A 12,602-nucleotide genomic window follows, 5' to 3' on the forward strand; every position below is an offset into this window, starting at 1 on the left:
CTTCCGCATGCGCCGTGCGGACTTTCAAAACGCCACCGCGGCGCTAGACTGCCGGCATGAGCGATGCATCGTCGATGACCAGCCACCGCCCGTACCTGCTGCGGGCGCTGTACGAGTGGATTGCCGACAACGGCATGACCGCACACCTGCTGGTGGATGCGACCCAGCCGGGCGTGCGGGTGCCGGCGCACACCGTCAAGGAGGGCAAGGTCGTGCTCAACATCGCCACGCGCGCGGTCGCGCACCTGGACCTGGGCAATGATGCGGTGGCGTTTACCGCGCGCTTCGGCGGCGTCAGCCACGCCGTGATCGTGCCGCTGCCCGCGGTGCTGGCGATCTATGCGCGCGAGACCGGGCAGGGCATGGCGCTACCGGAGGATGTAGCCGGCGCGGCCGGTTCCGGGGATGGCACGGCAGGCGCGCCCGAAGCGCGCGGCGAGCAAGCCGCATCCGACGACGACGGTGGCGACGACGAGCCGCCCGCGCCCAGGCGTGGCGCGCACCTGCGGATCGTGAAGTAGGAGCGGCTTTTAGCCGCGAGCTTTTCTGCACGCTCGCTGCAGGCAAAGAGCTCGCGGCTACAAGCCGCTCCTACCAGGCCGGCATTCGCGGGGGCGTCCCCTTCTACCCCAGTTGCCGCCCCCGTCAGTGCAGGGTCACCACCGGCGTCGCGCGCATCGGCCCGCTGAAGGCGACCAGTTGGCCGCCGCGCAGCACCAGCCGGCCGACGTGTCGGTCACTGCCATCCTCCGAATACTCGAAGCGGAAGCTGCGTTCGAATCCGAGCCGCCCGTCGCCACCACGGCGCAGGCGCAGGCCGTTGGCGTGGACGGTCTGGTCCAGCCATTGCACGCCCGCGGCCTGGCAGGCGTCGCGGCCCATGACTTCGGCGCGCTCGGCGGCGTCGCGGGCGGCGCTCCAGAATGCGAACGCCATCGCAGCGCAGATCATCAGGATCAGTAGAGTCGGCATCCGCGCAATGTGCGGCCTGCGGGCGGGTTTGCCAAGCATGCCCACCCGGGCGCCGGCGGGATAGAATCGCCGCCGCGTTGGCGCGGGATTCACGCCGCTCGCCGCAATCTCATCGCCCAGCGACCCAAACGGACCGGGTACCCGCATGAAACTTGTCTTTCCCGGCGGCGAACACCCCCAGGTGCTGCTCGGCCCGGGCGTCAACCGCGTCGGCTCCGATCCGCAGGCCAATATCGTGCTCGATCGCCCCGGCGTGTTGCCGCAGCATTGCGAGCTGCACGTCACGGCGCACGGGGTGATGCTGCAGGTGCCGCATGGCACGACGGTCAGCGTCAACGGTCGCAGCGTCGACGGCCTGATCGCGTTGCGTCCCGGCGACAGCGTCAGTTTCGACGGCATCCAGGCGCGGTTGTCCACGATCGAGGCCGCGGCGCCGGGCCGCCACCACGTCGGCACCTTGCCGCCGCCGGCCAACGACGATCCGGGCGCCACCGCGGTCCGCCCGGTGCTGCCCAAGTACGTGTTGCGCGGGGTTTCGGGCGAAAGTTTCGGCCGCACCCACGCGCTGCTCGGGCCAACCCTGGTCGGGCGCGCGCCGGAGTGCAACCTGCGCATGGACGAGGCCGGACTGTCGCGCCAGCACGCGCGGCTGGTTCCCACCAACACCGGCGTCCAGGTCGAGGATCTCGGCTCGACCAACGGCAGCTTCATCAATGGCAAGCGCGTCCAGCACGGCTTCGCCGCGCCGGGCGACGAGATCGGTTTCGATACCCTGCGCTTCCGGCTCGCCGAGCCCGGGCAGCAGCACGAACCGGCACCGGCCGCCGCGGTCGCCGTCGCGCCGCGCCCCGGGATTTCGCCATGGTGGTGGGTCGCGCTGGCCGCGGCCGGGCTGGCGGCGATCTGGATAGGGGCGCTGCTGCGCTAGCGGATCCGCGGGGGACTGCCACCAGCCGCGCAGGCGGGAATCATGCCCTCAGCGCGGCGGCTCCCCCAGCTTCATCGACAGGTCGATCGCGCGCACGTGCTTGGTCAGGGCGCCGATCGAAATGCAGTCCACGCCGTCCTCGGCGATCGCGCGCAATCCGGCCAGGTCGACGCTTCCGGACACCTCCAGCGGGATCATGCGGTTGAATGGCGCGCCGGATGCGATGCGCACCGCCTCGCGCCGGCTGGCGCCATCGAAGTCGTCGATCAGGATGCGATCGCAGCCCGCCGTGAGCGCTTCGCGCAGTTGCGCCAGCGTTTCCACCTCCACGACCAGCGGCAGCGCCGGATGCCAGTCGCGCGCGGCGGCGACCGCGGCGGCGATCGAGCCGGCGGCGCGGACGTGGTTCTCCTTCAGCATCACCGCGTCGTAAAGGCCCATGCGGTGGTTGTCGCCGCCGCCCACGCGCACCGCGTACTTCTGCGCCAGGCGCAGGCCGGGGATGGTCTTGCGGGTGTCGAGGATGCGTGCGCCGGTGCCGCGGACGGCATCGACGTGTGCTGCCGTCGTCGTCGCCGTGCCGCTGAGCGTCTGCAGGAAATTGAGCGCGGTGCGCTCGGCGCTGACCAGTGCGCGGCTGCGGCCGGCGAGGGTGGCCAGCACGGTGCCGGCGGCGACGCGATCGCCTTCGGCCACGCGCCAGTCGATGCGCACGGCAGGATCGAGCCGGCGGTGGCAGCTGTCGAACCAGGGCCGGCCGCAGACCACGGCCGCCTCCTTGCACAGCAGGTAGGCGATGTCGGGCGCGTCGGGCAGCAACGATGCGGTGACGTCGCCGCTGCCGATGTCCTCGGCCAGCGCGCGGGTGACATCGGCGTCGACTTCCGCCTGCGGCGGCGGTGCGAAGTCCCTGCTCATGCCCGAAGGCTCACGGTCGCGGGAAGCCGGCCACCTGCGCGGTGGCGATGGCTTCCTCCACCAGCAGCACCGGGATGCCGTCGTCGATGCGGTAGACCAGCTTGCGGTCGCGCGTGACCAGCGCCTCGCGCAGCGGTTCGGATTGCGCGCCGTCGTCGACGCGGTGGACGCTGCCGCCGGCAATCGCCTGGTTCAGCGCGTCCAGCCCGGCCTTGTCGAGCAGCGCCAGTGGCTGGCGCGTGGCCGGGCAGGCGAGGATGTCGAGCAGCTTGCGGTCCATGGCGGGTGCCGGTGCGTGGGTTGGCCGCTAGAATACCGTTTTGGGCGCGCAGGTTCGGTCAGGCCGCGGGACGCTGGGCCGATCCGGACGGGACGCGTCGACACCGGAGCAGCCATGGTCGCCACTGGGGATAGCCCGCTCGTCGGCATCGTGATGGGATCGCGCTCGGACTGGGAGACGATGCAGCATGCCGTCGCCCGGCTCGAGCAGCTCGGCGTGGCGCACGAAGTCCGCGTGGTATCGGCGCACCGCACCCCGGACGCGTTGTTCGACTACGCCGCCACCGCGCAGGCGCGCGGGTTGCGGGCGATCATCGCCGGGGCCGGCGGCGCCGCGCACCTGCCGGGCATGCTCGCGGCCAAGACCATGGTGCCGGTGCTCGGCGTGCCGGTGCAGAGCAAGGCGCTCAACGGCATGGATTCGCTGCTGTCGATCGTGCAGATGCCGGCCGGGATCCCGGTCGCGACCTTCGCCATCGGAAATGCGGGCGCCGCCAACGCGGCGCTGTTCGCCGCGGCGATGCTGGCCGCCGAGCATCCGTCGGTCGCCTCCGCGCTTGCCCGTTTCCGCGAGCAGCAGACCGACGAAGTCGCCAGCAACGACGACCCGCGCAAATGACCACCGTCGGCATCCTCGGCGGCGGGCAGCTGGCCCGCATGCTCGCGCTTTCCGGCGCGCCGCTGGGATTGCGCTTCCTGGTGATGGACACCGCGGCCGACGCCTGCGCCGGGCAGTTCGCCCCCATGGTGGTCGGCGATTACCGCGACGAGGCGGCGCTGGGCGAGTTCGCCTCGCGCATCGACGTGGCGACGTTCGATTTCGAGAACGTGCCGGCCGAGTCGGCGCGCTGGCTGACCGCGCGGGTGCCGGTGTTTCCCAGCCCGCGTGCACTGGCGACCGCGCAGGACCGGCTGGCGGAAAAGACCCTGTTCCGCGAACTCGACATCCCGGTGCCCGAGTTCGCCGCGGTCACTTCCCGTGCCGACCTGGATGCCGCGATCGGGGCGATCGGCACGCCCTGCATCCTCAAGACGCGGCGGCTCGGCTACGACGGCAAGGGCCAGTTCCGGATCAAGGTGCCGGCCGACGCCGCTGCCGCCTGGGATGCGCTCGGCGCACAGGCGCAGACGGTCGGCCTGATCCTGGAAGCCTTCGTGCCGTTCCAGCGCGAGCTGTCGGTGGTTTCGGTGCGCGGCCGCGACGGCGAATTCCGCGCCTGGCCGCTGACCGAGAACTGGCACGTCGACGGCGTGCTCTCGGCCAGCCTGGCGCCGGCCAGCGTCGATGCCGCGCTCGCCGCCACCGCGATCGACCATGCCCGCAAGCTCGCCGACGCGCTGGACTACGTCGGCGTGTTCGCGCTGGAACTGTTCTGCAGGGACGGCGTGCTGCTGGCCAACGAGTTGGCGCCGCGCGTGCACAACTCCGGACACTGGACGATCGAAGGCAGCGAGACGTCGCAGTTCCAGAACCACCTGCGCGCCGTGCTTGGCCTGCCGCTGGGCGAACCGCGCATGCTTGGCCATGCCTGCATGCTCAACTGGATCGGCGCGATGCCGGATGCAACCGCGGTGCTGCGCGAACCCGCCGGGCACTGGCACGACTACGGCAAGGCCCCACGCGCCGGGCGCAAGGTCGGGCACGCGACCCTGCGCTGCGATGATCCGTTGTCGCTGGCCGATGCGCTGGCACGCGTGGGCAGTGCGCTCGGGCGCGAAGCGCAGGTCGCGCCGGTCATCGAACGCTTGCGCGCGCGCAACGCCTGAGCCAGGCAATACGTGTCGTTCCATCCCTGCTGCGGCGCGGGATGGGCCGCGCGCGGCGCAAAGCGGAACGGCCGGGTTTCCCCGGCCGTTTTGCGCCACGCAAGCACGGCGATCGCGCTCAGCGCAGGTTCGCGGCCACGAAATCCCAGTTGACCAGGTTCCAGAACGCCTCCACGTACTTCGGTCGCGCGTTGCGGTAATCGATGTAGTACGCGTGCTCCCAGACGTCGCAGGTCAGCAGCGCGGTGTCCTCGCCGGTCAGCGGGGTGGCGGCGTTGGGCGTCGACGCCAGCGCCAGCGCGCCGTCCGGGCGCTGCACCAGCCAGGCCCAGCCCGAACCGAAGGTCTTGGCCGCGGTGTCGGAGAACTGTTCCTTGAACTTCGCGAAGTCGCCGAAGCCCTTGGCGATGGCGTCGGCCACCTTGCCGCTGGGCTCGCCGCCACCGTTGGGGTTGAGGCAGTTCCAGTAGAAGGTGTGGTTCCAGACCTGCGCGGCGTTGTTGAACATGGCGCCCTGCGCCTTGCGGACGATGTCCTCCAGCGCCATGTCGGCGAATTCGGTGCCGGCGATCATCTTGTTGAGGTTGTCGACGTAGGCCTTGTGGTGCTTGCCGTAGTGGTAGTCGATGGTTTCGCCGGAGATGTGCGGCTCCAGCGCGGTGCGGTCGTAGGGCAGGGCAGGCAGTTCGATGGCCATGGCGGGCTCCTGGGTCGGGAATGGGTGGACTCCCGCTCGTCCGCGTGCGGGCCCAGGGCCGGAGTCGAAGGGTGCCCTTCCGACAACGGGCGGGTCCCTGGACTTCGCGCCATTGGCGCTGCGCACAGGAAGAACGGAGGGCTGGCAAGCCTTACAATGGCGATTCTACCCCCACGCTCCGTTGCCGGCCCGTCAAAGGCCGCAGCCGGGCATTGCAGGAGACGGTCATGCAGGTGTCGCAACGGATCCAGGCCGAGGTCGAAGGCCATCCGGTGGTTCTTTTCATGAAGGGCACGCCGCAGTTCCCCATGTGCGGATTTTCCAGCCGCACGGTGCAGGCGCTCAAGGCCGCCGGCGCCGGCGAGCTGCACACCGTCAACGTGCTGGAAGAGCCCGAAGTACGCGCCAACCTGCCGCGCTATTCCAACTGGCCGACGTTCCCGCAGCTTTTCATCAATGGCGAACTGATCGGCGGTTGCGACATCACCCTGGAGTTGCTCGAATCCGGCGAGCTCGCGCGCATGCTGGCGGAGGCGCACAAGGCGTGACCGCGGCCGTCGCCAACCCGCAGGCCGGGCCGGCGGCGGATGCGCACGCACTGGCCGGTCGCGTGGTGCTGGTGGCTGGCGCCCACGGCGGCCTCGGCAGTGCCGCGTCGCTGGCTTGCGCCCGTGCCGGGGCGACGGTGGTCCTGCTCGGGCGCCGCCTGCCGAAGTTGAACCGGCTCTATGACGAAATCGCGGCCTCGGGCCCGGAACCGTTGCTGTATCCGCTGGACCTGGAAGGCGCGGCGCCCGACGACTACGCCGAACTGGCCACGCGCCTCGAAGCCGAACTCGGGCGCCTCGACGGCCTCCTGCATTGCGCCGCCGAATTCCGCGGCCTGACCCCGCTGCTGCACACCGACCCGGCCGATTTCGCGCGCGCCCTGCATGTCGGCCTGACCGCGCAATGGTGGCTGACCCAGGCCTGCCTGCCGTTGCTGTCGCAGGCGCCCGACGCCGCGGTGGTGTTCACCATCGACGACCTGTCACGCGTCGGTCAGGCCTACTGGGGCGGCTACGGCCTGGCCCAGCACGGGCTTGCCGCCCTGGTCGGGATGCTGCATGCCGAACACGCCAATTCCCGCGTGCGCGTCGCCGGCCTGCGCCCGGGGCCGATGCGCACCGCGTTGCGCGCCCGCGCCTTCGTCGCCACCGACGACCGCGTCGCGCGCGAGCCGGCGGCCTACGCCGGAGCCTGCGTCGAACTGCTGTCGCCTGCCGGTGCCGTCCATCGTGGCCAGGTGTGGGCGCCGCCGCCGAAATGACCATCGCCTCGGCCGCGCTGCTGCTGTTCCTGATCCTGGATCCGCTGGGCAACATCCCGGTGTTCCTGAGCCTGCTGCGCGGGATGCCGCCGCATCGCCAGCGGGTGGTGCTGGTGCGCGAGATGCTGATCGCGCTCGGCGTGCTGATGGCGTTCCTGTGGGGCGGCCGCTATGCACTGGAACTGATGCACCTGCGCCAGGAGTCGGTCTCGATTGCCGGCGGCATCGTCCTGTTCCTGATCGGCCTGCGGATGATCTTCCCGCCGCCGGAGGGCCTCATGGGCGAGCTCCCCGATGGCGAACCCTTCATCGTGCCGATGGCGATCCCGCTGGTCGCCGGCCCCTCCGGCATGGCCGCGGTGATGCTGATGGGCAGCCAGGAACCCGACCGCATGGGCGCCTGGAGCTTGGCCCTGCTGATCGCCTGGGCGGCGACCGCGGCGATCCTGTTCTCGGCCACGTACCTCTACAAGTGGCTGGGCGGGCGGGTGTTGACCGCGATCGAGCGGCTGATGGGCATGGTGATCGTGGCCATCTCGGTGCAGATGCTGCTCGACGGACTGGCGGCGTACCTTGCGATCCTGCCCGCGTCCACGGGCTGAGCCGGCTCCGGCGGTCTCCCCGCAGGGGTCACGCGCCTGTCATCGATGCCGGCTAGGGTGTTAAACTGGCGTTAACCCGTGCGGCACCGCATGGGTTGGGGACACCACTGTTTGAGGCCGGCGCCGTGCGTTTCCTGCGGGCGCTCGACCTGCGCCGCACCCGCCACCAAATCCTGCATGTCGAGGTTAACCAGATGACCCACCGCAATCGCGCCCGGCTGTCGAAGCTGTCGCTCGCCCTGATCATGGCGCTTGCCGCCGCCCCCGCGTTCGCGCAGAGCACCTCCGCAGGCCTGACCGGCCATGTCGCCGCGGCCGACGGCCAAGCCGTGGCCGGCGCCGAGGTCACCATCACCCACGTCGAGTCGGGTACCGTCAGCCGCGCCACCACCGACGCCAACGGCAACTACAGTGCCCGCGGCCTGCGCGTCGGCGGACCGTACACGATCACGGTCAGCAAGGAAGGTGCCGGCAGCAGCACCCAGAGCGACGTCTACCTGAGCCTGAACCAGGTCGCCGACGTCGATGCCACCCTCAATGCCGACGTCACCACCCTGGGCGGTGTCGCGGTCTACGCCGATGCCACGGCCGACATCTTCAGCTCGAACAACAAGGGCGTGGGCACCTCCGTCGACGGCCGCCAGCTCGAGCTGACGCCGCAAGGCAACCGCTCGCTGGATGACATCGCGCGCCTCGACCCGCGCATCCAGGTGACCGACGCCGGCGACGGCTCCATCTCGGTCGCAGGCGTCAACAACCGTTACAACAACATTTCCGTCGATGGCATGTCGCAGGGCGATCCCTTCGGCCTCAACGCCAACGGCATGCCCTACATCGGCACCCCGATCTCGGTCGACACCATCGCCGCCTACGATCTCAAGGTTTCCGACTACGACGTCGCCAGCGACACCGTGGGCGCCACCGTCAACGCGGTCACCAAGTCCGGCACCAACGAGTTCCATGGCTCGGTCTACACCGCGATGCGCGACGCCGACTGGATGGGCAAGCTCGACGACGACAAGTACACCGGCTTCGACACCGATCGGACCTGGGGCGCGACCCTGGGTGGCCCGATCGTCAAGGACAAGCTGTTCTTCTTCGCCTCGTACGAAGAGCAGACGATCAAGAACTTCGGCGGTTCGTCCTCGTCCGATGGCGTCGCCAACGGCAACGTCACCCAGGACGAAGTCAACGAGGCGATCGCAATCGCCAACGATGTCGGAATGCAGCCCGGCAACTATGGCTCCACCGGCGTCAACCTCGAGAACAAGCGCTACCTGGCCAAGATCGACTGGAACATCAACGATTCCCACCGTGCCAGCCTGACCTACCAGCAGACCGAGGAATTCCGTCCCTCGCCCTACGACGCGTTCTCCGACACCGTGGTGCTCAGCAGCCACTGGTACAACATCGACAACATCACCAAGAACGTCTCGCTGCAACTGTTCAGTGACTGGTCCGAGAACTTCTCGACCGAGGTCAAGCTGAGCCAGCAGAAGTTCGACCAGGTCAACGGCAACCCGATCAACCAGCCGGAAGTCGAAGTCGAGACCGCGAACGGTGGCTCGATCTTCATCGGCGAGGACAACAACCGCCACGAGAACCAGATCAACACCGAGCGGCTCTCGGCCACGGTGTCGGGCACGTACTACGCCGGCGACCACACCATCAAGGGCGGCTTCGACTACCTGCGCCACGACGTCTACAACCTGTACGGGCGCGACCTGCACGGTTCGTACGTGTTCACCAGCCTCGAGGACTTCGCCAACGGCGCCTACGACGTCTACAACCTGCGCACGCCGGCCCCGGGGTTCGGCGTGGAGGACACCGCCGCGGCGCTGGTGTACAGCCAGTTCAGCCCCTACATCCAGGACACCTGGCAGGCCACCGACAACCTGTCCATGACCTACGGCTTGCGCGTCAACATCCCGAAGGTCAACAAGGCTCCGGTGCAGACGCCTGGCTTCGAGGAAGCGTTCGGTTTCCCGAACGACTACAAGCTCGGCTCCGGCAACAAGGTCGTGCTGCCGCGCTTCTCGTTCAATTACGCATTCGACACCGAGCGCAGCTCGCAGCTGCGCGGCGGCATCGGTGCGTTCCAGAGCGTCCCGCCGTTCGTGTGGCTGGCCAATCCCTACCAGAACAACGGCGTGACCTCGTTGTCGTACCGCTCCTTCGATCCGGCCGATGCGCCGTTCAGCCCGGATCCGTACAACCAGAACGTCCCCGCCGGTGGCGAGCCGAACCTGCAGATCGACTCCATCGACCCGGACTTCAAGCTGCCGACCGTGTGGAAGGCGAGCCTCGGCTACGACGCCGAGCTGCCGTGGTACGGGCTGGTCGGCTCGGTCGAGCTGCAGACCATCCGCGCGCGCGACGCGGCGTTCTACCAGGCGCTGAACATCGGCCAGGTGCAGGGCACCATGGCCGATGGCCGCAACAGCTACTGGTGCGAGCTCGGCGGCTCCAATTCGAGCTCGAACAAGAACTGCGACCGCAACGCGGCGTTTGACTATCGCTCCACCGTGCTCACCAACACGGACAAGGGTGCCTCCACTTCGGTGACCTTCTCGCTGAACAAGCCGCTGGCCAACGACTGGTACGGCAACCTCAGCTACACCCGTACCCGCGCGACGGAAGTGGGGTCGGACGCCAGCTCGCAGGCGTGGTCCAGCTACCAGTACGTGTCCCGCCTCAACCCCAACGAGGAAATCACCGCCACCGCCAGCCGCGAGATCCGCGATTCGTTCAAGGCGTCGCTGGGCTGGGAGCACGCGTTCTTCGGCGACTACAAGACCAGCGTCGCCGCGTACTACAACGGTCGCAGCGGCCTGCCGTACACCTGGATCGTGAATGGCGACGCCAACGGCGACAACATCTACCAGGATCCGGCGTACATCCCGCTGGTCAACGACCCGAACGTGAGCTACATCGACGTCAACGGCAACGCCGCGACCCCCGAACAGATCGCCGCGTTCCAGGCGTTCATCGACGGCGACTCTTACCTGTCGTCGCATCGCGGCCAGGTCGCGCGGCGCAATGACGGCCGCCTGCCGTGGGTGAACCAGGTCGACCTCGGCATCCAGCAGGAACTGCCGGGCTTGATGGATGGCCACAAGTCGGTCGTCCGCCTGGACATCTACAACTTCCTCAACATGCTCAACAACGACTGGGGCGTGACCGAGGAAATCGGCGGCTTCGACACCCGCTACCTTGCCGGACTGGGTTGCACCAGCTCCGACAGTTGCGACGTGTTCGTCAACCCGACGACCGCCGATGGCGGCTACACCTACAACCTCGGCAGCAGCAACCGCCCGTCGTGGCAGAACCTGCGTCCGTACGAGGGAAGGGTGCCGCGCGTGGTCTCGCGCTGGTCGCTGCTGCTGACGCTGCGCTACGAGTTCTGATCGACGCCACCGCGGCAAGCTGCACGCGAACGGCCGGGGCGACCCGGCCGTTCGCATTTCGCGGCCCTGGCCACCAATGGCCGGGATCCCGACAGACCCGGATGCACCCCGTCCCGGGCCGCGTTACAGTTCCCGGTCATCAAGGATGCCCCGAATGAACGACATCGCCACCCCCGCGCTGCCTACCGTCGACGCCCGCATCTACCCGCGCGGCGGCCTCGACGTGCTGTCGCGCGAGGAGGTGGCGCGCCTGCGCGACGCCTCCGCCGGTGGCATGCACGAACTGCTGCGGCGCTGTGCGCTGGCGGTGCTCACCACGGGCAGCACCAGCGACGACCCCCGCGCCGCGCGCGAGCTGTATCCGGACTTCGACATCCAGGTGCAGCAGCAGGACCGCGGCGTGCGCCTGGACCTGTCCAATGCACCGTCGATGGCGTTCGTCGACGGCCAGATCATCCGCGGCGTCGCCGAACTGCTCAACGCGGTGGTGCGCGACCTGATCTATACCTCGGTCGAGCTGGCGCCGGAGTATGCCGACGAGCTCAACACCTCGGCCGGCGTCAGCGACGCGGTGTTCCGGCTGCTGCGCAACGCGCGCGTGCTGCAGCCCGGGGATCCCAACCTGGTGGTGTGCTGGGGCGGCCACTCGATCAACCGCGACGAGTACATGTACACCAAGGAAGTGGGTTACCAGCTCGGCCTGCGTGGCCTGGACATCTGCACCGGCTGCGGCCCCGGCGCGATGAAGGGGCCGATGAAGGGCGCCACCATCGCCCACGCCAAGCAGCGCCACCGCCGCCCGCGCTACATCGGCATCACCGAGCCGGGGATCATCGCCGCCGAATCGCCGAACCCGATCGTCAACCACCTGGTGATCATGCCGGACATCGAGAAGCGGCTGGAATCGTTCGTGCGCCTGGGCCACGGCATCATCGTGTTCCCCGGCGGCGTCGGCACCGCCGAGGAGATCCTGTACCTGCTCGGGATCCTGCTGCGGGAGCAGAACGAGCACCTGCCGTTCCCGCTGATCCTGACCGGGCCGGCCGGGTCCGCACCGTACTTCGAGCGGATCGACCAGTTCCTGCGGCTGACCCTGGGCGATGCCGCCACCCAGCGCTACCGCATCGTCGTCGGCGACCCGCCCGAAGTCGCGCGGCAGATGGCCGACGGCATCCACCGCGTCCGCCAGTACCGCATCGAGCAGAAGGATTCGTTCTACTTCAACTGGTCGCTGGACGTGCCGCTGCAGTTCCAGCAACCATTCGTGCCGACCCACGAGGCGATGGCCGCGCTCGACCTGCACCACGGCCGCAAGCCGCACGAACTGGCCGCCGACCTGCGGCGGGCGTTCTCCGGCATCGTCGCCGGCAACGTCAAGGAAGAAGGCATGCGCCGGGTCGAGGAGTTCGGGCCGTACCAGATCCACGGCGACCCGGACATGATGCAGGCGCTGGACGCGCTGCTGCGCGCCTTCGTCGAGCAGCGGCGGATGAAGATCTCCGGGGAGTACCGGCCGTGCTACGAGATCGTGGCCTGAGCGGGCAAGGCCGCTGCGTGCCGCGGCAATGCGAAACGCGGCTTGCCCGAAGTGGTTGCCCCGTTTGGCGGGGAGCGGGGGGTACCCCGCGCGAAGCCAAGGTGCGCTAGGCCGCTTTTTCGCTGATGGCTGCCACCGCCGACCCACGGCGGCATCGGCCGCATACGCTCATCCCGCCCAAGCCAC

At 69.0% G+C, this 12,602-nt stretch carries 13 protein-coding genes; 9 read left to right on the plus strand and 4 right to left on the minus strand.

Translation table 11 applies throughout. The features are described 5' to 3' along the window. The first annotated feature begins 56 nt into the window (after positions 1–56). Positions 57–521: a ClpXP protease specificity-enhancing factor gene (locus MQC88_RS08000; RefSeq protein ID WP_243320861.1), complete on the plus strand. Its 465-nt coding sequence runs from the start codon at positions 57–59 to the stop codon at positions 519–521. Between the two features lie 124 nt (positions 522–645). Here MQC88_RS08000 and MQC88_RS08005 read toward each other — a convergent pair whose 3' ends face one another. Beyond that, complete coding sequence (locus MQC88_RS08005) at positions 646–972, minus strand: DUF3301 domain-containing protein (RefSeq protein WP_243320863.1); 327 nt, start codon at positions 970–972, stop codon at positions 646–648. Positions 973–1,117: 145 nt separating this feature from the next. On the opposite strand from MQC88_RS08005, the gene MQC88_RS08010 reads away from it, so the two are divergent. Continuing rightward, a complete protein-coding gene (locus MQC88_RS08010; RefSeq protein WP_243320865.1) occupies positions 1,118–1,900 on the plus strand; it encodes an FHA domain-containing protein in 783 nt (260 codons plus the stop codon). A 48-nt stretch (positions 1,901–1,948) separates the two neighbouring features. Here the strand turns inward: MQC88_RS08010 and nadC are convergent, their stop codons facing one another. Then, the gene (gene nadC, locus MQC88_RS08015) at positions 1,949–2,818 is read right to left on the minus strand and encodes a carboxylating nicotinate-nucleotide diphosphorylase (protein WP_243320867.1); all 870 of its coding nucleotides are present in this window, start codon (positions 2,816–2,818) and stop codon (positions 1,949–1,951) included. 10 nt (positions 2,819–2,828) lie between these two features. After that, entirely contained in the window at positions 2,829–3,098 is a 270-nt protein-coding gene (locus tag MQC88_RS08020; protein ID WP_243320869.1) for a Trm112 family protein, read from the minus strand. A 114-nt stretch (positions 3,099–3,212) separates the two neighbouring features. On the opposite strand from MQC88_RS08020, the gene purE reads away from it, so the two are divergent. Both purE and MQC88_RS08030 read left to right on the plus strand, forming a co-directional pair. Further along, complete coding sequence (purE, locus tag MQC88_RS08025; RefSeq protein WP_243320871.1) at positions 3,213–3,716, plus strand: 5-(carboxyamino)imidazole ribonucleotide mutase; 504 nt, start codon at positions 3,213–3,215, stop codon at positions 3,714–3,716. Continuing rightward, positions 3,713–4,864, plus strand: coding sequence for a 5-(carboxyamino)imidazole ribonucleotide synthase (locus MQC88_RS08030; RefSeq protein WP_243320874.1), 1,152 nt, complete (start codon positions 3,713–3,715; stop codon positions 4,862–4,864). Before purE ends, MQC88_RS08030 begins: the two co-directional genes overlap by 4 nt. 118 nt (positions 4,865–4,982) lie before the next feature. Here MQC88_RS08030 and MQC88_RS08035 read toward each other — a convergent pair whose 3' ends face one another. Continuing rightward, complete coding sequence (locus MQC88_RS08035) at positions 4,983–5,561, minus strand: superoxide dismutase (protein ID WP_243320876.1); 579 nt, start codon at positions 5,559–5,561, stop codon at positions 4,983–4,985. 227 nt (positions 5,562–5,788) lie between these two features. Here MQC88_RS08035 and grxD point away from each other — a divergent pair, with 227 nt between their 5' ends. From grxD to ppnN, 5 genes are all read left to right on the plus strand, one after another. Continuing rightward, positions 5,789–6,109, plus strand: a complete 321-nt coding sequence (grxD, locus tag MQC88_RS08040; RefSeq protein WP_243320878.1) for a Grx4 family monothiol glutaredoxin — start codon at positions 5,789–5,791, stop codon at positions 6,107–6,109. After that, positions 6,106–6,870 (plus strand): SDR family NAD(P)-dependent oxidoreductase, encoded by a 765-nt coding sequence (locus tag MQC88_RS08045; RefSeq protein ID WP_243320880.1) that lies wholly within the window; start codon positions 6,106–6,108, stop codon positions 6,868–6,870. Before grxD ends, MQC88_RS08045 begins: the two co-directional genes overlap by 4 nt. Further along, the gene (locus MQC88_RS08050) at positions 6,867–7,472 is read left to right on the plus strand and encodes a YhgN family NAAT transporter (protein WP_243320882.1); all 606 of its coding nucleotides are present in this window, start codon (positions 6,867–6,869) and stop codon (positions 7,470–7,472) included. Before MQC88_RS08045 ends, MQC88_RS08050 begins: the two co-directional genes overlap by 4 nt. A gap of 194 nt (positions 7,473–7,666) precedes the next feature. Next, positions 7,667–10,879: a TonB-dependent receptor gene (locus tag MQC88_RS08055; protein WP_243320884.1), complete on the plus strand. Its 3,213-nt coding sequence runs from the start codon at positions 7,667–7,669 to the stop codon at positions 10,877–10,879. 154 nt (positions 10,880–11,033) lie between these two features. Then, positions 11,034–12,416, plus strand: a complete 1,383-nt coding sequence (gene ppnN, locus MQC88_RS08060) for a nucleotide 5'-monophosphate nucleosidase PpnN (RefSeq protein ID WP_243320886.1) — start codon at positions 11,034–11,036, stop codon at positions 12,414–12,416. The last annotated feature ends 186 nt before the right edge of the window (positions 12,417–12,602 follow it).

This window comes from Cognatiluteimonas sedimenti (genome assembly GCF_022808325.1).
Lineage (GTDB): Bacteria > Pseudomonadota > Gammaproteobacteria > Xanthomonadales > Xanthomonadaceae > Cognatiluteimonas > Cognatiluteimonas sedimenti.